This is a genomic window from Frigoribacterium sp. Leaf415, from assembly GCF_001424645.1.
In the GTDB taxonomy this organism is placed as follows: domain Bacteria; phylum Actinomycetota; class Actinomycetes; order Actinomycetales; family Microbacteriaceae; genus Frigoribacterium.
Window position 1 is genome coordinate 2,387,305 of record NZ_LMQR01000001.1, and the last position, 16,622, is coordinate 2,403,926.

The window sequence follows — 16,622 nt, forward strand, 5'->3', positions numbered from 1 at the left end:
GTCAGGCGATGGGGACGGGAGTCACACCCAGCGGCGCCAGCCCCGCGGCACCACCGTCGTGTGCCGTGAGCACCCAGATGCCGTCGGCGTGCACCGCGATCGAGTGCTCCCAGTGCGCGGCCAGTGAGCCGTCTCGCGTGCTCACGGTCCAGCCGTCGTCGTGGGTGACCGTGTCGATTCCGCCGGACGTCACCATGGGCTCGATGGCGATCACCAGGCCCGGCCGGACGGCGGGGCCGCGTCCGCGGACGCGGTAGTTGAAGACGGGCGGGTCCTCGTGCATCGACCGACCGATTCCGTGACCGGTGTAGTCCTCGATGATGCCGTAGTCGCCCTGCGCGTCGATGTAGTCCTCGATGGCGCCACCGACCTCGTTGAGGTGCGAAGCCGACGCCAAGGCGGCGATGCCGTGCCAGAGGGACTGCTCGGTGACCTCGTTGAGGCGACGGCGCTCGGCCACCACGTCGGGTCGGTCGGCGTCGTCCAGGACGAAGGTGCGTGCGCTGTCGCCGTTCCACCCGTCGAGTTGCGCGCCGCTGTCGATCGAGACGAGGTCGCCCGCCGCCAGGACGCGGGAGCCCGGGATGCCGTGGACGACCTCGTCACCGACCGACGCGCACACCGTGTGGCGGTACCCCGGCACCAACATGAAGTTGGGCTCTCCCCCACCGTCGCGGATGGCGGCCTCGGCGACAGCGTCCAGCTCGAGCGTCGACACGCCGGGTCGCACGACGGACTGGACGGCATCGAGCGACGCAGCCGTCAGGAGTCCCGGTGCGACCAGTCGCCGGAGTTCGTCGGCGGTCTTGTAGATGCCGGAGCGGCGGAACGCCACGAGGTCAGGAGGCCGAAGCGACGGACGTGAACCCGCGGGCGGCGAGAGCCGACTCGATGCGCCCGGCGACCTCGTCGATGCTGCCCAGCCCGTCGACCTCGACCAGCAGGCCACGCTGTCGGTACGTGTCGACCAGGGGAGCGGTCTCGCGGAGGTAGACGTCCTGCCGGTGGCGGATGGCGTCCTCGGTGTCGTCGGAACGGCCCTGGTCGAGGGCACGTTTGCGGAGACGCTCGACGATCTCGTCACGGTCGGCGACGAGCTGGACCACGGTCGTCAGGGACTGCCCCTGCTCGGCGAGGTGCTCGTCGAGGAACTCGACCTGCTGCAGGGTGCGCGGGTAACCGTCGAGGAGGAAGCCCTCGGCCGCGTCGGCCTGCGACAGCCGGTCGGAGATGAGTTCGTTGGTGAGGCTGTCCGGGACGTAGTCGCCCGCGTCGAGGATCGCCTTCACCTTGAGGCCGAGTTCGGTCTCGTTCTTGACGTTGGCGCGGAAGATGTCACCGGTCGAGATCGCCGGGATGCCCAGCGAGTCGGCGATGGCGACCGCTTGGGTGCCCTTGCCGGCCCCGGGGGGACCGACGATGAGGAGGCGCGGGCTGAGTCGGGTCTCAGCGGCGCTCATCGGAGCAGGCCCTCGTAGTGACGCTGCTGGAGCTGCGAGTCGATCTGCTTGACCGTCTCGAGACCGACACCCACGATGATCAGGATGCTGGCGCCTCCGAAGGGGAAGTTCTGGTTCGCACCGACCGTGGCCAAGGCGATCAACGGGATGAGCGCGATGATGCCGAGGTACAGGGCGCCGGGCAGCGTGACACGCGTCAGCACGTAGTCGAGGTACTCGGCGGTGGGGCGACCGGCACGGATGCCGGGGATGAACCCGCCGTACTTCTTCATGTTGTCGGCGACCTCTTCGGGGTTGAAAGTGATCGCGACGTAGAAGTACGTGAACCCGACGATGAGCGCGAAATATAGCACCATGTAGAGCGGGTTGTCACCCGAGGTGAGGTTCGCCTGCACCCAGCTGACCCAGGCGGGCGGAGCCGTGCCGTCGGAGGGCTGGTTGAACTGTGCCACCAGGGCCGGCAGGTAGAGCAGCGACGAGGCGAAGATGACCGGCACGACACCGGCCATGTTGACCTTGATCGGGATGTACGTGTTGTTTCCGCCGTAGGTTCGCCTCCCGACCATGCGTTTGGCGTACTGGACGGGGATCCGCCGCTGGGACTGCTCGACGAATACGACGAGCGCCATGATGATCAGACCGACGGCGATGACGAGCAGGAAGATCTCGAAGCTGCGCGACTGGGCGATGCTCCAGAGGGCGGTCGGGAAGCGGGCGGCGATCGAGGTGAAGATCAGCAACGACATGCCGTTGCCGATGCCGCGCTCGGTGATGAGCTCGCCCATCCACATGATGAGGCCGGTACCGGCGGTCATCGTGACGACCATGAGCATGACGGCGTACCAGGCGTCGTTCGTGATCAGCTGGCTGCACTCGGCGATGCCCGACGAGCCGAACAGGGCGCCGGAGCGGGCCACAGTGATGAGGGTCGTCGACTGGAGGACGCCCAGGGCGATGGTGAGGTACCGCGTGTACTGGGTGAGTTTCGCCTGCCCGGACTGGCCCTCTTTGTAGAGGGTGTCGAAGTGCGGGATGACCACTCGCAGCAACTGCACGATGATCGACGAGGTGATGTAAGGCATGATGCCCAGCGCGAAGATCGACAGCTGCAGCAGAGCGCCACCGCTGAACAGGTTGACGAGCTCGTACAGACCCGAGGTGCCCTGGTTGCCGGCGAGGCAGGCCTGGACGTTCTGGTAGTCGACGAACGGCGCGGGGATGAAGCTACCCAGCCGGAAGAGCGCGATGATGCCGAGCGTGAACCCGATCTTGCGACGCAGGTCGGGGGTGCGCATGATGCGCGCGACAGCTCTGAACACGTGGGGCCTCCCGGTATGAAGGATAGACGACTGATGGGGGTGGCCCTGGCGGACCACCCCCTCAGGTGATTTTTACTTGCTGACGGACCCGCCGGCGGCGACGATCTTGTCTTCGGCGGAGCCGGAGACCTTGTCGACCGCGACGGTGAGCTTGACGCTCAGGTCGCCCTGTCCGAGGACCTTGACCTTCTCGTTCTTCCGAACGGCACCCTTGGCGACGAGGTCACCGACGGTGACGTCACCACCCTGCGGGTAGAGCTCGTTCAGCTTCTCGAGGTTGACCACCTGGTACTCGACGCGGAACGGGTTCTTGAACCCGCGCAGCTTCGGAGTCCGCATGTGGAGCGGCATCTGGCCACCCTCGAAGCCGACCTTGACCTGGTACCGGGCCTTCTGACCCTTGGTGCCACGACCGGCCGTCTTACCCTTCGAGCCCTCACCACGACCGACGCGCGTCTTCGCCTTCTTGGCACCGGGAGCCGGACGAAGGTGGTGCACCTTGAGCACCTGGGGACGCGCGACGTCGTCGGAGGACGTCGTCGAGGCGGGAGCGACCTTGGTGGTCGAGCCCGTCGACGCAGCGGCCTTGTCGGCCGCCGGCTTCTTGGCTGCAGCCTTGGGAGCTGCAGCCTTGGTGGTCGTCGCCTTGGGGGCGGCGGCCTTCTTCGGGGCGGCCTTCGCGGCGGCCTCGTTCTTCTCGTCAGCCATTAGTCAATCTCCTCGACCTTCACGAGGTGGGCGACCGTGTTGACGTAGCCGCGGTTCTGCTTGGTGTCCTCGCGAACGACCGACTGGCCGATGCGCTTGAGGCCCAGGCTCCGCAGCGTGTCACGCTGGTTCTGCTTCTCGCTGATTACGGACTTGATCTGGGTCACCTTGAGGTTGGCGGCCATCAGGCACCTGCCTTCTCGGTTGCGGCGGTACGAGCTGCTTGCTCGGCACGGACCATGAAGGCCGGCATGACAGCGTCGATGTCGAGTCCACGACGGGCGGCGACGGCGCGCGGCTCTTCGAGCTGCTGCAGCGCCTCGACCGTGGCGTGGACGATGTTGATCGTGTTCGACGAACCGAGCGACTTGCTCAGGACGTCGTGCACGCCGGCGCACTCGAGCACGGCGCGGACGGGACCACCGGCGATGACACCGGTACCGGCCGAAGCCGGACGCAGCATGACGACGCCGGCAGCGGCCTCACCCTGCACGGGGTGCGGGATCGTGTTGCCGATGCGCGGGACGCGGAAGAAGTTCTTCTTGGCCTCTTCGACGCCCTTGCTGATGGCCGTGGGGACCTCTCGGGCCTTGCCGTAGCCGACACCGACCAGCCCGTTGCCGTCACCGACGACGACGAGCGCGGTGAAGCTGAAGCGACGACCGCCCTTGACGACCTTCGACACACGATTGATCGTGACGACGCGCTCCAGGAACTGGCTCTTGTCGTCACGGTCGCCGCGTCCGCGGCCACCCTGGTTGCGGTCACCGCGACCCTGGCCGCCACGGCGGTCGGTGCGACCACCCTCGCGGTTGTTCGACTCCGAGCCGGCAGCGGTCTCGACGGGACGCTCGACAACGGCCTCAGCCGGCGCCTTGGTCGCTTCGGTCTCTGCGGGGGGAGTGGTGTTCGTAGCGTCGCTCACAGGTTCAAACCAGCCTCTCGGGCGCCTTCGGCGATGGCCGCGACGCGTCCGGCGTACTTGTTGCCGCCGCGATCGAACACGACGGCCTCGATGCCCGCAGCCTTCGCGCGCTCGGCGACGAGCTCGCCGACCTTGCGGGACTTCGCGGTCTTGTCACCGTCGAACGTGCGCAGGTCGGCCTCGAGGGTCGATGCGCTGGCGACGGTGAAGCCCTTGCTGTCGTCGACGACCTGCACGAAGACGTGCCGGGCCGAACGGGTGACGACGAGACGGGGGCGCTCTTCGGTGCCCACGACCTTCTTGCGCAGGCGGGTGTGACGGCGCTTGGTGGCAGCCGACTTGCTTTTTCCTCGTGTACCGAGACCCATGATTACTTACCTGACTTTCCGGCCTTGCGGCGGACGACCTCGCCGGCGTAGCGGACACCCTTGCCCTTGTAGGGCTCGGGCTTGCGCAGCTTGCGGATGTTGGCAGCCATCTCGCCGACGGCCTGCTTGTCGATCCCGACGACGGTGAGCTTGTTGTTGCCCTCGACCGTGAAGCTGATGCCCGCGGGCGGCTCGACGGTGATGGGGTGCGAGTAACCCAGGGCGAACTCTACGTTCGAGCCCTTGGCCTGGACGCGGTAGCCGGTTCCGACGACCTCGAGGCCCTTGGTGTAGCCCTCGGTGACGCCGATGATCTGGTTGGCGATCAGGGTGCGCGTGAGGCCGTGGAGCGAACGCGACTCGCGCTCGTCGTCCGGACGGGTCACGACGACCGTGCCTTCTTCGATCTTGGCTTCGATGGGGCTCTTGACGACGAGCGACAGCTCACCCTTGGGGCCCTTGACGCTGACGGCCTGGCCGTCGATCTTCACGTCGACCCCGGCAGGGATCGAGATGGGGAGTCTTCCGATTCGAGACATGACGAGTTACCACACGTAGGCGAGGACTTCTCCGCCTACGCCCTTCTTCTGGGCCTCACGGTCGGTCAGCAGACCGGAGGAAGTCGACAGGATGGCGACACCGAGGCCACCGAGCACCTGGGGGATCTCGGTCGACTTGGCGTAGACGCGGAGGCCGGGCTTCGACACGCGCTTGATGCCCTTGATGGAGCGCTCACGGGCGGGGCCGTACTTGAGGTCGATCGTGAGGGTCTGGCCCACGCGGGCGTCTTCGACCTTCCACGACTCGATGAAACCCTCGCGCTTGAGGATCTCGGCGATGTGGGACTTGAGCTTGCTGCTCGGGAGCGACACGGTCTCGTGGAAAGCCGAGTTCGCGTTGCGCAGTCTGGTCAGCAGGTCTGCGACCGGATCTGTCATCGTCATGCGGTTTGTCACTTTCTCGTCCGGTTTCGACATCCGGTACACCGGATGCCGACCTGGGCGATCGATTGGTCGACGAGCGGTTCTCGTCGACCTCAGGGGAACGGCCGGCAACTCTTCGAGAGAGTTGCCGACCGGACGATCTTAGTTGGCCGAGTCGGCCGAACGGAACGGGAACCCGAGCGCCTTGAGCAGCGCGCGACCCTCGTCGTCGTTCTTGGCGGTCGTGACGACGGTGATGTCGAAGCCACGGACGCGGTCGATGCGGTCCTGATCGATCTCGTGGAACATGCTCTGTTCGTTGAGACCGAAGGTGTAGTTGCCGTTGCCGTCGAACTGGCGGTCGCTCAGACCACGGAAGTCACGGATGCGAGGAAGCGCGAGCGACAGCAGTCGGTCGAGGAACTCCCAGGCACGGTCGCCACGGAGCGTGACGTGTGCACCGATGGGCTGGCCCTCGCGGAGCTTGAACTGCGCGATGGACTTGCGAGCCTTGGTGACCTGGGGCTTCTGGCCGGTGATGGCCGTCAGGTCCTTGATGGCGCCGTCGATGATCTTGCTGTCGCGAGCCGCTTCACCGACACCGGTGTTGACGACGATCTTCACGAGTCCGGGCACCTGGTGCACGTTCGTGAAGCCGAAGTCCGACTTCAGCTGCTCGATGATCTCGGCGCGGTACTTGGCCTTCAGCCGCGGGAGGGCCGTGGCGGCCTGCGTGGTGGTGTCGGTCATCAGAGGTTCTCACCAGACTTCTTGGCGTAACGGACGCGGACGGTCTTGGACACGCCGTCCTTGGTGACCGTCTCTTCGCGGAAGCCGACGCGGGTCGGCTTCTTGGTCTTGGGGTCGACGACGGCGACGTTCGACACGTGGATCGGTGCCTCGTGCGTCTCGATGCCACCGGTCTTGGAACCACGCTGGGTCTGGCCGACACGCACGTGCTTGGTGACGAAGTTGACGCCTTCGACGACCACGCGGTTGCGCTCGACGAGCACCTCGAGGACCTTGCCCTGCTTGCCGCGGTCTCCGCCGCGGGCCTGCGAGGCACCGGTGATGACCTGCACGAGGTCACCCTTCTTGATGTTTGCCATGACTTAGATAACCTCCGGCGCCAGCGAGATGATCTTCATGAACTTCTTGTCGCGGAGTTCGCGACCGACCGGTCCGAAGATGCGGGTTCCGCGGGGGTCTCCGTCGGCCTTCAGGATCACTGCGGCGTTCTCGTCGAACTTGATGTAAGAGCCGTCCGGACGACGGACCTCTTTCTTGGTGCGAACGATGACGGCCTTGACGACGTCACCCTTCTTCACGTTGCCACCGGGGATGGCGTCCTTCACCGTGGCGACGATCACGTCACCCAGACCGGCGTAACGACGGCCGGAGCCACCGAGGACGCGGATGGTGAGGATCTCTTTTGCCCCGGTGTTGTCGGCGATCTTGAGGCGGGATTCTTGCTGAATCACTTGTGTCTCCTTCTACGCAAGCAGGCCGCGAGGCCTACTTCGCCTTCTCGAGGATCTCGACCAGGCGCCAGCGCTTGGAGGCGCTGAGCGGACGGGTCTCGCTGATCACGACGAGGTCGCCGACACCGGCCGCGTTGGCCTCGTCGTGGACCTTGACCTTGGACGTGCGGCGGATGACCTTGCCGTACAGGGGGTGCTTCACGCGGTCCTCGACCTCGACGACGATGGTCTTGTCCATCTTGTCGCTGGTGACGTAGCCGCGACGCGTCTTGCGGTAGCCGCGGACCTCGACGGCAGCCGAGTCGACCTCGGTCTTGTTCTCGGTGGCCATTACTTGCTCTCCTCGGCGGTCTCGTCAGCCGTCTCGGCCGGCTTGTCAGCCTTCTTGGTCGACTTCTTGGCGGCCTTGGGGGCCGCCTCGACCGGGGCGGGGGTGGCACGGATGCCGAGCTCGCGCTCACGCAGGACCGTGTAGATGCGAGCGATGTCGCGCTTCACGGCACGAAGGCGGCCGTGGCTCTCGAGCTGGCCGGTGGCCGACTGGAAGCGAAGGTTGAAGAGTTCTTCCTTCGCCTTCTTCAGCTCATCGACGAGACGCTCGTCTTCGAATGTGTCGAGCTCGACAGGACGGAGCTCCTTGGAACCGATCGCCATTATGCGTCGCCCTCCTCGCGCTTGATGATGCGTGCCTTGAGGGGCAGCTTGTGGATTGCACGAGTGAGCGCCTCTTTGGCGATCTCCTCGCTCACGCCGCTGAGCTCGAAGAGCACGCGACCCGGCTTGACGTTCGCGACCCACCACTCGGGCGAACCCTTACCGGAACCCATGCGGGTTTCGGCGGGCTTCTTCGTGAGGGGACGGTCGGGGTAGATGTTGATCCACACCTTTCCGCCACGCTTGATGTGACGCGTCATCGCGATACGAGCGGACTCGATCTGACGGTTGGTCACGTAAGCGGGCGTGAGGGCCTGGATGCCGTACTCACCGAAGCTGACCTTGGTGCCACCAGTGGCCTGGCCACTACGGCCGGGGTGGTGCTGCTTGCGGTGCTTGACACGACGGGGGATAAGCATGGTTACGCCTCAGCTCCTGTGGTGGCGGGTGCCTTCTGCTCGCGGGGAGCGCGGTCGCCCCCGCCGCGGCGGGCGCCGTCACGGTCGTTGCGGCGCTCGGGGCGAGACGACTTCTGGTTCGCCTGCTCGCGCGCGAGCTCCTTGTTGGTGATGTCGCCCTTGTAGATCCAGACCTTGACACCGATGCGACCGAAGGTGGTCTTGGCCTCGTAGAAGCCGTAGTCGATGTTGGCGCGGAGGGTGTGCAGGGGGACGCGACCCTCGCGGTAGAACTCCGAGCGGCTCATCTCGGCGCCGCCGAGACGGCCCGACACCTGGATGCGGACACCCTTGGCGCCGGCACGCTGAGCGCCCTGGAGCCCCTTGCGCATCGCACGACGGAACGCCACGCGAGCAGCGAGCTGCTCGGCGATGCCCTGGGCGACGAGCTGGGCCTCGGCCTCGGGGTTCTTGACCTCGAGGATGTTCAGCTGGATCTGCTTGCTCGTGAGCTTCTCGAGGTCGCCGCGGATGCGCTCGGCCTCGGCGCCACGACGACCGATCACGATGCCCGGACGGGCGGTGTGGATGTCGACGCGGACACGGTCACGGGTGCGCTCGATCTCGATCTTGGCCACGCCGGCGCGGTCGAGCGAGGTCTTGAGCAGGGTGCGGATCTTGACGTCCTCGGCGACGTAGTCGCTGTAACGCTGTCCCGGCTTGGTGCTGTCGGTGAACCACCGCGACACGTGGTCGGTGGTGATGCCCAGACGGAAGCCGTACGGGTTGACTTTCTGGCCCATTACTTGCTCGCCTTCTTCGTAGCGTCGGCAGCCTCGACCTCATCAGGCGTCGAGAGGACGATCGTGATGTGGCTGGTGCGCTTCAGGATCTTGAAGGCGCGGCCCTGTGCACGCGGCTGGAACCGCTTGAGGGTGGCGCCCTGGTCGACGAATGCACGACTGATGTACAGGTCCTGCTCGTCGAGGTAGCTGTTCGAGGCGTCCGCCTTGACCCGAGCGTTGGCCATGGCCGACGCGACGAGCTTGTAGACGGGCTCGCTGGCGCCCTGAGGCGCGAACTTCAGGATCGCCAGAGCCTCGGCGGCCTGCTTGCCGCGGATCAGGTTGACGACACGACGGGCCTTCATGGGGGTGACGCGGATGTGACGCACGCGTGCGATCGACTCCACCATTTCTCTCCTCCTTCACGTCGCCGCGTTAGCGGCGACGACCCTTCTTGTCGTCCTTCACGTGACCACGGAAGGTGCGGGTGGGCGCGAACTCACCGAGCTTGTGGCCGATCATGCTCTCGGTCACGAACACGGGGATGTGCTTGCGTCCGTCGTGCACAGCGATGGTGTGCCCAAGCATGTTGGGGACGATCATCGAACGGCGCGACCAGGTCTTGATGACGTTCTTGGTGCTGGCCTCGTTCTGCGAGACGACCTTGCGAAGCAGGTGGTCGTCAACGAAGGGGCCCTTCTTAAGACTGCGTGGCATCTTCTACAACTCCTACTTACGCTTCTTGCCAGCGTTACGACGACGGACGATGAGCTTGTCGCTCTCTTTGTTGGGGTGACGCGTGCGGCCCTCTTTCTGGCCCCACGGGCTGACCGGGTGACGTCCACCGGAGGTCTTGCCCTCACCACCACCGTGCGGGTGGTCGACGGGGTTCATGGCGACACCACGCACGGTCGGGCGGACGCCCTTCCAGCGCATGCGGCCGGCCTTTCCCCAGTTGATGTTCGACTGCTCGGCGTTGCCGACCTCGCCGATCGTGGCGCGGCAGCGGGCGTCGACGTTGCGGACCTCGCCCGACGGCAGACGGAGCTGCGCGTAGGGGCCGTCCTTGGCGACGAGACGCACCGACGCACCGGCCGAGCGGGCCATCTTCGCGCCTCCACCGGGCTTGAGCTCGATGGCGTGGATGACGGTACCGACCGGGATGTTTTTGAGCGGCAGGTTGTTGCCGGGCTTGATGTCGGCGGCGGCACCCGACTCGACGACGTCGCCCTGCTTCAGCTTGTTCGGCGCGATGATGTATCGCTTGGTGCCGTCCACGAAGTGCAGGAGCGCGATGCGAGCCGTGCGGTTGGGGTCGTACTCAATGTGAGCGACCTTGGCGTTGACGCCGTCCTTGTCGTTGCGACGGAAGTCGATCACGCGGTACTGGCGCTTGTGGCCACCACCGATGTGACGGGTCGTGATGCGACCGGCGTTGTTGCGGCCACCGGACTTCGAGAGCGGGCGCAGCAGCGACTTCTCGGGCGTCGAACGCGTGATCTCCGCGAAGTCGGCGACCGACGAACCGCGGCGACCCGGGGTCGTGGGCTTGTAGTTACGAATTGCCATGATTTATGCCTCTGCTCCCTAGCCGACAGCCGTGAAGATGTCGATGGAACCGGACTTCAGCGTGACGATGGCGCGCTTGGTGTCCTTGCGCTTGCCGGTGCCGAAGCGGGTGCGACGGGTCTTGCCCGTTCGGTTGAGCGTGTTGATGCTGTCGACCTTGACGTCGAAGATCTTCTCGATGGCGAGCTTGATCTCGGTCTTGTTCGAACGCGGGTCCACGAGGAAGGTGTACTTGCCCTGGTCGATCAGGGAGTAGCTCTTCTCGGAGACGACGGGCGCGATGATGACGTCGCGGGGGTCTTTTCCGTAGCCGCTCATGCGGTGGCCTCCTTCTTGGTCTTCGAGGCGACGAAGCCGTCGAAGGCGCTCTTCGTGAAGACGATGTCGTCGCTGACGAGGACGTCGTAGGCGTTCAGCTGGTCGAACGTGATCACGTGGACCGTGGGCACGTTGCGGACGCTCTTGAGGGTCAGCGTGTCGTCGCGGTCGGTGACGACCAGGACGTGCTTGCTCGAGGCGATCGACGCGAGCAGGTCGAGGGCGACCTTGGTCGAGATCGAGTCGGCGACGAAGCTCTCGACGACGTGGACGCGGGCGCCACGAGCGCGGTCGGACAACGCACCGAGCAGGGCTGCGGCGATCATCTTCTTGGGGGTGCGCTGGGCGTAGTCGCGGGGCTGCGGACCGTGGACGATGCCACCGCCGGTCATCTGAGGAGCGCGGATCGAACCCTGACGGGCGCGGCCGGTGCCCTTCTGCTTGAACGGCTTGCGGCCGGCGCCGGAGACCTCGCCGCGACGCTTGGTCTTGTGCGTGCCCTGACGAGCGGCGGCCTGCTGGGCGACGACGACCTGGTGGATGAGCGGGACGTTCGTGACGACGTCGAACAGCTCGACGGGGAGCTCGACCGTGCTGGTCTTCTGGCCCTTGGCGTCGACGACGTCGACCGAGGTGGCCGATGCGGTAGTGGTGGCCATGAGCTACTTCCCCTTCACGGCGGTGCGGACGAAAACGATGCGGCCACGAGCACCGGGGACGGCGCCCTTGACGAGCAGCAGACCCTTCTCGGCGTCGACGGCGTGCACCGTGAGGTTGAGGATGGTGACGCGCTCGCCACCCATGCGACCGGCCATGCGCATGCCCTTGAAGACACGGCTGGGGGTCGAGGAGGCGCCGATCGAACCGGGCTTGCGGTGGTTGCGGTGCGCACCGTGCGATGCGCTGACGCCCTTGAAGTTGTGACGCTTCATGACACCGGCGAAGCCCTTGCCCTTGGAGGTTCCGACGACGTCGACCTTCTGGCCGGCTTCGAAGGTGTCGACCGTGAGCTCTTGACCGAGTGCGTACTCGGCGGCGTCGGCGGTGCGGACCTCGGTGAGGTGGCGGCGGGGCGTGACGCCCGCGGCGTCGAAGTGACCCGTGGCGGGCTTGTTCGACTTGCGGGGGTCGATCTGGCCGGCCGCGATCTGGACGGCGGTGTAGCCGTCCTTCTCGAGCGAGCGGACCTGGGTCACGACGTTCGGGGCGATCTCGACGACGGTGACGGGGACGAGCTTGTTGTTCTCGTCCCAGACCTGGGTCATGCCGAGCTTCTTGCCGAGCAGGCCCTTGACGTTCTTGGTGGTGCTGATGGTCATGGTCGCCCCCCTACAGCTTGATCTCGATGTTGACGTCGGCAGGCAGGTCGAGACGCATGAGCGAGTCGACGGCCTTCGGCGTCGGGTCGACGATGTCGATGAGGCGCTTGTGCGTGCGCTTCTCGAAGTGCTCGCGCGAGTCCTTGTACTTGTGGGGCGAACGGATCACGACGACCACGTTCTTCTCGGTCGGGAGCGGCACGGGGCCGACGACCGTAGCGCCCGCGCGGGTGACCGTGTCGACGATCTTGCGCGCGGAAGTGTCGATGACCTCGTGGTCGTACGACTTAAGTCGGATGCGGATCTTCTGTCCCGCCATGTGTGACTCTCTCTCGTTCGGACGTCGCGCACCTCGGGGGCCGCCTGACGCTGTTCGCTGGGCGAACATCTGTTGGCACTACGTGTCTCTCGCGTACCGCTGTTCTTGTGTCAATCCATCTGCCGAAACCGGTCGGTGCCCGCGAGGAAGGACCCGGGGAGGGCCATCTTCGCCACCGCCACCTGCACCCAGGGCTTCGCCCCGGCGCACCGCGACCGATGGCCACGGCGATGGTTTCGTTGTGAGATGCGTCCTGCTACCCGCGGCCCAGACGCCTTGCGTCTGTGCACTGCCTGGCAGTGATCCGACACCGGGCGCAGAGGCCAGGCTCGAAATGTTGAACTAGACGATTTTGCCACACGCCTGCATTTGCTGCAACCCGGGCGTGTCGCGGATCTCAGACCGCTTCGACGACCGGGGCCGGCCGGAACCACGGCGGGTAGACGGCGACGCGCGGTGCGTCGGCACCCAGGTCGGCGAGCGTGTCCTTCACGGCGTCGCGGACCTTGTCGTTCGGGACGCCTACGAGGGTCACCGAGGAAAAGGGCACCGAGCCGGGGACGAGCACCTCGGGTCCGAGCAGGTCGGGGTCCTTCAGGCTGAAACGGCGGACCATCGACGAGGCGTCGTCCAGCCCCGCGGCCGCGCGGACGCCCTCGACGGCTGCGTCGCCCTCGGTCACGACGAAGTCGTCGCCGAGCGAGGCGACGGGCACGACGAGCATGACGAAGTCGATGGCGCGGGCCTCGCGTGCGGCATCGGACCACTCGTAGCCCTCGGCGCCGGTACGGACGGCGTCCCAGGCGGTCGCGTGAGGCGACAGCGAAAACGGCACGTGGGCGGCGACGGGCTGACCCGAAGCGGTCGTGACGGAGGCGCGGAGGGCCCGCGTGGCCTCGGAGCTGACGTCGAGCACGGGAGTCGCACCCGCCTGCAGGGCACCGGCCTCGAGGATGGCGGGCAGGTTCGACACGTGGGTCCAGTGGTAGGCGCGCTGGGTCGAGAACTCGGGGACGGGAGTGGCAGCCGACTGGGCGGCCACGGCCACGGCGGCCGAGTCACGGGCGAGCGCGGGCGTGCTGCGCAACGACTCGGGCTTGCGGTTGGAGGGGCGGCGGCGGGTGGTGACCGACCGTGCGGCGGTCGAGGGCATGCCGTCGGCGACGCCCTCGCGCTTGCGGGGAGCACAGATGTCGCACAACTCTCGCTCGAATCCGTGGATGCACTCGTCAGTCACTGCAGTTGTTCCTCTCGGGCGCCCCGAACGGGACGCGACCCTCTAGGTTACGTCACGACGGGGGCCGTCCGCAGACCGGGGGCGACGACTGCAGCCCGCGGGCTCAGCGGAACAGCAGCGCCCGGACCTCGGATTCTGCCGCGTGCAGGCGGGCCGGGTCGATGGTCTCCCCGTGACGGTACGCGTCGACCAGACGGGGATCGACATAAGAGGACTTCGCGATGGCCGGGGTGTTGCCGAGTACGGCGGCGGCGTCGCGCATCGCTTGCGCCAGGGACCTCGCCTGGCGGGAGGCCGCCGCCTGCGGCCCGGAGCGGGCCAGGCTGACGGCGGCGGCCACGGTCCCGTGCAGGGTGCGGAAGTCCTTCGCGGTGAACTCGTCACCCGCCTTGTCCTTGACGTACTCGTTGATCTCGGTCGCTCGCAGCGGGTGCCAGGCCGCGCGCGCCTCCTCCACTCCCCCGACGTCGGCCTTCCAGGCGAGCAACCGGGCCCGCCCGCCACGCCGTTTCAGGCTGCGGACGACGGAGGCCAGGTCGGCGTCGCGGATCTCGGAGTCCCAGTCCTGACCGCTCTTGCCGGGGAAGGCCAGCGACACCGTGTCGCCGGACACGGTCGCGTGCGCACAGAGCAGGGTCGAGAGCCCGTGGCTGCCGTGCTCCTGCGCGTAGCGCTCGGACCCCACACGCAGGGAGCCGGTGTCGAGCATGCGGAAGGCGGCGGCCAGGACGCGGTCTCGCCCGGCGCCGTCGAGACGGAGGTCACGAGTCACGAACCGGCGCGCGGTCGGCAGCGACTCGGCGAGGGCGAGCGCACGGTCGAACTTGATGCGATCCTTCTGCTCACGCCAGGTCGGGTGGTAGATGTACTGACGCCGACCCGCGGCGTCCACGCCCGTGGCCTGGATGTGGCCGTTGTCGTACGGAGAGATCCAGACGTCGGTCCAGGCCGGTGGGATGGCGAGGTGCTCGATGCGGCCCCGCAGTTCGACGTCGGCGACGGCCGTTCCGTCGGCGGTGCGGTACGAGAATCCCCGTCCGGCCCGGACCCGGGTCAACCCGGGTCGACTCGAATCGGTCCTCCGGAGGCGCGGCATCGGTCGAGTGAACACCGCCCGTCGCCGAGAGGGCTGGGCGGGGTACAGCGAAGCCCCCGCCGGGGAGACGGGGGCTTCGCGGGGACGACCTACTGGTTGCCGAGCTTCTTGTCGGCCTGCTCTTTCGCCTGGTGGATCTTGTCGGTGTGCTTGCCACCGGTGGCCTTGTCCGCCGCAGAGGCGACGGCGTCGAGGATGTTGTCGCTGACTCCCTCGGCCTTCTCGCTCTTGAGCGCGTCCTGCACCTTGCCGTCCTTCAGGAAGGCCTGGGCCTTCTTGGTGATGTCGTCGAAGCCTGCCATGACGTCCTCCCGTCGGCGCCGGACCGTCCGACGTCAGGTCCATCGTGCTCCGAGAACGAGAAAGAGGTCAGACCCCGAAGGGCCTGACCTCTTTCGTCAGATCAGCAGTTCTGCGTGAACAGGACTTACTTGTTGATCTTGGTGACCGTACCGGCACCGACGGTGCGACCACCCTCGCGGATGGCGAAGCGCAGACCGGCTTCCATGGCGATGGGCTGGATCAGCTGGACGCTGATCTCGGTCGTGTCGCCGGGCATGACCATCTCGGTGCCCTCGGGCAGCGTGATGACACCCGTGACGTCGGTGGTGCGGAAGTAGAACTGCGGGCGGTAGTTCGCGTAGAACGGGTTGTGACGGCCGCCCTCGTCCTTCGACAGGATGTAGACGTTCGCCTCGAACTCGGTGTGCGGCGTGACCGAACCGGGCTTGACGACGACCTGGCCGCGCTCGACGTCTTCGCGCTTGGTGCCTCGGAGGAGCAGACCGGTGTTGTCGCCGGCCTGGGCCGAGTCGAGCAGCTTGCGGAACATCTCGATGCCGGTGACGGTGGTCTTGACGGTCGGGCGGATGCCGACGATCTCGACCTCTTCGTTGACGTTGAGCTGACCGCGCTCGACACGACCGGTGACGACGGTGCCACGACCGGTGATCGTGAAGACGTCCTCGATGGGCATGAGGAAGGGCTGGTCGGTGGCGCGAACGGGCTCGGGCACGTTCTCGTCGACGGCGTTCATCAGCTCGGCGACCGTCTCGGCCCACTTCTCGTCGCCCTCGAGGGCCTTGAGAGCGGAGACCTGGACGATCGGGGCGTTGTCGCCGTCGAACTCCTGGCTCGAGAGGAGCTCGCGGACCTCGAGCTCGACGAGCTCCATGATCTCTTCGTCATCGACCATGTCGGCCTTGTTCAGGGCGACGACGATGTAGGGCACGCCGACCTGGCGGGCGAGCAGCACGTGCTCACGCGTCTGGGGCATGGGACCGTCGGTGGCGGCGACGACGAGGATCGCGCCGTCCATCTGAGCAGCACCGGTGATCATGTTCTTGACGTAGTCGGCGTGGCCGGGAGCGTCGACGTGAGCGTAGTGGCGCTTCTCGGTCTGGTACTCGACGTGCGAGATGTTGATCGTGATGCCGCGCTGCTTCTCTTCGGGCGAGTTGTCGATCTGGTCGAACGCCGACGCCGTGTTGAGAGTGGGGTACTTGTCGTGCAGGACCTTGGTGATCGCCGCGGTGAGCGTGGTCTTGCCGTGGTCGACGTGACCGATGGTTCCGATGTTGACGTGCGGCTTGGTCCGCTCGAACTTGGCCTTAGCCACTGTGGGTCCTCCTCAGGACTCGGTTGCAGTGCGGCCCGGGGGCCGGGTCGATGACCCGGCCTACCGGTCGCCCTGCGGATTGGTGTGTGTACATGTTACGCGGTCGTCGGACGACCACGCGGTTC

The 16,622-nt window shown here is 66.6% G+C and carries 27 protein-coding genes; all 27 read right to left on the reverse strand.

Annotated features, from left to right (window positions below; all coding sequences use genetic code 11):
• Position 1 precedes the first annotated feature (1 nt).
• The 27 genes from map to tuf all read right to left on the reverse strand — a co-directional run bounded on the left by map (position 2) and on the right by tuf (position 16,497).
• Positions 2 to 835, reverse strand: a complete 834-nt coding sequence (map, locus tag ASG28_RS10975; protein WP_055975029.1) for a type I methionyl aminopeptidase — start codon at positions 833 to 835, stop codon at positions 2 to 4.
• 4 nt (positions 836 to 839) lie between these two features.
• Positions 840 to 1,460, reverse strand: coding sequence for an adenylate kinase (locus ASG28_RS10980; protein ID WP_055975032.1), 621 nt, complete (start codon positions 1,458 to 1,460; stop codon positions 840 to 842).
• Positions 1,457 to 2,779, reverse strand: coding sequence for a preprotein translocase subunit SecY (secY, locus tag ASG28_RS10985; RefSeq protein ID WP_055975035.1), 1,323 nt, complete (start codon positions 2,777 to 2,779; stop codon positions 1,457 to 1,459). Before secY ends, ASG28_RS10980 begins: the two co-directional genes overlap by 4 nt.
• A 72-nt stretch (positions 2,780 to 2,851) precedes the next feature.
• Positions 2,852 to 3,487, reverse strand: coding sequence for a 50S ribosomal protein L15 (gene rplO, locus ASG28_RS10990; RefSeq protein ID WP_082059801.1), 636 nt, complete (start codon positions 3,485 to 3,487; stop codon positions 2,852 to 2,854).
• On the reverse strand, positions 3,487 to 3,672 hold the full coding sequence (gene rpmD, locus ASG28_RS10995; RefSeq protein ID WP_043593338.1) for a 50S ribosomal protein L30: 186 nt from the start codon (positions 3,670 to 3,672) through the stop codon (positions 3,487 to 3,489). The genes rplO and rpmD overlap by 1 nt, the downstream gene beginning before the upstream one ends.
• Positions 3,672 to 4,412, reverse strand: coding sequence for a 30S ribosomal protein S5 (gene rpsE / locus ASG28_RS11000; RefSeq protein ID WP_043593339.1), 741 nt, complete (start codon positions 4,410 to 4,412; stop codon positions 3,672 to 3,674). The genes rpmD and rpsE overlap by 1 nt, the downstream gene beginning before the upstream one ends.
• Complete coding sequence (gene rplR / locus ASG28_RS11005; RefSeq protein WP_043593341.1) at positions 4,409 to 4,780, reverse strand: 50S ribosomal protein L18; 372 nt, start codon at positions 4,778 to 4,780, stop codon at positions 4,409 to 4,411. Before rplR ends, rpsE begins: the two co-directional genes overlap by 4 nt.
• 2 nt (positions 4,781 to 4,782) lie before the next feature.
• The gene (gene rplF, locus ASG28_RS11010; RefSeq protein ID WP_043593343.1) at positions 4,783 to 5,319 is read right to left on the reverse strand and encodes a 50S ribosomal protein L6; all 537 of its coding nucleotides are present in this window, start codon (positions 5,317 to 5,319) and stop codon (positions 4,783 to 4,785) included.
• A 6-nt stretch (positions 5,320 to 5,325) separates the two neighbouring features.
• Positions 5,326 to 5,724: a 30S ribosomal protein S8 gene (gene rpsH, locus ASG28_RS11015; RefSeq protein ID WP_043593344.1), complete on the reverse strand. Its 399-nt coding sequence runs from the start codon at positions 5,722 to 5,724 to the stop codon at positions 5,326 to 5,328.
• A 141-nt stretch (positions 5,725 to 5,865) separates the two neighbouring features.
• A complete protein-coding gene (gene rplE / locus ASG28_RS11020) occupies positions 5,866 to 6,453 on the reverse strand; it encodes a 50S ribosomal protein L5 (RefSeq protein ID WP_043593346.1) in 588 nt (195 codons plus the stop codon).
• Positions 6,453 to 6,812, reverse strand: coding sequence for a 50S ribosomal protein L24 (gene rplX, locus ASG28_RS11025; protein ID WP_043593348.1), 360 nt, complete (start codon positions 6,810 to 6,812; stop codon positions 6,453 to 6,455). The genes rplE and rplX overlap by 1 nt, the downstream gene beginning before the upstream one ends.
• A 3-nt stretch (positions 6,813 to 6,815) precedes the next feature.
• The gene (gene rplN, locus ASG28_RS11030; RefSeq protein ID WP_043593350.1) at positions 6,816 to 7,184 is read right to left on the reverse strand and encodes a 50S ribosomal protein L14; all 369 of its coding nucleotides are present in this window, start codon (positions 7,182 to 7,184) and stop codon (positions 6,816 to 6,818) included.
• Positions 7,185 to 7,218: 34 nt separating this feature from the next.
• A complete protein-coding gene (rpsQ, locus tag ASG28_RS11035; RefSeq protein ID WP_043593352.1) occupies positions 7,219 to 7,515 on the reverse strand; it encodes a 30S ribosomal protein S17 in 297 nt (98 codons plus the stop codon).
• Complete coding sequence (gene rpmC / locus ASG28_RS11040) at positions 7,515 to 7,838, reverse strand: 50S ribosomal protein L29 (RefSeq protein WP_054145424.1); 324 nt, start codon at positions 7,836 to 7,838, stop codon at positions 7,515 to 7,517. Before rpmC ends, rpsQ begins: the two co-directional genes overlap by 1 nt.
• Positions 7,838 to 8,257 (reverse strand): 50S ribosomal protein L16, encoded by a 420-nt coding sequence (gene rplP / locus ASG28_RS11045; protein WP_043593355.1) that lies wholly within the window; start codon positions 8,255 to 8,257, stop codon positions 7,838 to 7,840. Before rplP ends, rpmC begins: the two co-directional genes overlap by 1 nt.
• Before the next feature lie 2 nt (positions 8,258 to 8,259).
• On the reverse strand, positions 8,260 to 9,039 hold the full coding sequence (gene rpsC / locus ASG28_RS11050; protein ID WP_043593357.1) for a 30S ribosomal protein S3: 780 nt from the start codon (positions 9,037 to 9,039) through the stop codon (positions 8,260 to 8,262).
• The gene (gene rplV / locus ASG28_RS11055; RefSeq protein ID WP_043593358.1) at positions 9,039 to 9,431 is read right to left on the reverse strand and encodes a 50S ribosomal protein L22; all 393 of its coding nucleotides are present in this window, start codon (positions 9,429 to 9,431) and stop codon (positions 9,039 to 9,041) included. Before rplV ends, rpsC begins: the two co-directional genes overlap by 1 nt.
• Positions 9,432 to 9,456: 25 nt before the next feature.
• Positions 9,457 to 9,738 carry a 30S ribosomal protein S19 gene (gene rpsS, locus ASG28_RS11060; RefSeq protein WP_043593360.1) on the reverse strand — a complete coding sequence of 94 codons (282 nt, stop codon included), beginning with the start codon at positions 9,736 to 9,738 and terminating at the stop codon, positions 9,457 to 9,459.
• Positions 9,739 to 9,750: 12 nt separating this feature from the next.
• Positions 9,751 to 10,590, reverse strand: coding sequence for a 50S ribosomal protein L2 (rplB, locus tag ASG28_RS11065; protein ID WP_054145423.1), 840 nt, complete (start codon positions 10,588 to 10,590; stop codon positions 9,751 to 9,753).
• Between the two features lie 18 nt (positions 10,591 to 10,608).
• A complete protein-coding gene (gene rplW, locus ASG28_RS11070; RefSeq protein ID WP_043593363.1) occupies positions 10,609 to 10,908 on the reverse strand; it encodes a 50S ribosomal protein L23 in 300 nt (99 codons plus the stop codon).
• On the reverse strand, positions 10,905 to 11,567 hold the full coding sequence (gene rplD / locus ASG28_RS11075) for a 50S ribosomal protein L4 (RefSeq protein WP_054145422.1): 663 nt from the start codon (positions 11,565 to 11,567) through the stop codon (positions 10,905 to 10,907). The genes rplW and rplD overlap by 4 nt, the downstream gene beginning before the upstream one ends.
• Positions 11,568 to 11,570: 3 nt before the next feature.
• Positions 11,571 to 12,221 carry a 50S ribosomal protein L3 gene (gene rplC / locus ASG28_RS11080; protein ID WP_167599061.1) on the reverse strand — a complete coding sequence of 217 codons (651 nt, stop codon included), beginning with the start codon at positions 12,219 to 12,221 and terminating at the stop codon, positions 11,571 to 11,573.
• 16 nt (positions 12,222 to 12,237) lie between these two features.
• Positions 12,238 to 12,546: a 30S ribosomal protein S10 gene (rpsJ, locus tag ASG28_RS11085; RefSeq protein ID WP_043593369.1), complete on the reverse strand. Its 309-nt coding sequence runs from the start codon at positions 12,544 to 12,546 to the stop codon at positions 12,238 to 12,240.
• Between the two features lie 397 nt (positions 12,547 to 12,943).
• Entirely contained in the window at positions 12,944 to 13,783 is an 840-nt protein-coding gene (locus ASG28_RS11090) for a DarT ssDNA thymidine ADP-ribosyltransferase family protein (protein WP_055975038.1), read from the reverse strand.
• 103 nt (positions 13,784 to 13,886) lie between these two features.
• A complete protein-coding gene (locus ASG28_RS11095) occupies positions 13,887 to 14,879 on the reverse strand; it encodes a DNA topoisomerase IB (protein WP_055975041.1) in 993 nt (330 codons plus the stop codon).
• Positions 14,880 to 14,968: 89 nt separating this feature from the next.
• The gene (locus tag ASG28_RS11100) at positions 14,969 to 15,181 is read right to left on the reverse strand and encodes an Rv0909 family putative TA system antitoxin (protein WP_054145419.1); all 213 of its coding nucleotides are present in this window, start codon (positions 15,179 to 15,181) and stop codon (positions 14,969 to 14,971) included.
• A gap of 125 nt (positions 15,182 to 15,306) precedes the next feature.
• A complete protein-coding gene (tuf, locus tag ASG28_RS11105; protein ID WP_043593375.1) occupies positions 15,307 to 16,497 on the reverse strand; it encodes an elongation factor Tu in 1,191 nt (396 codons plus the stop codon).
• Between the last annotated feature and the right edge of the window lie 125 nt (positions 16,498 to 16,622).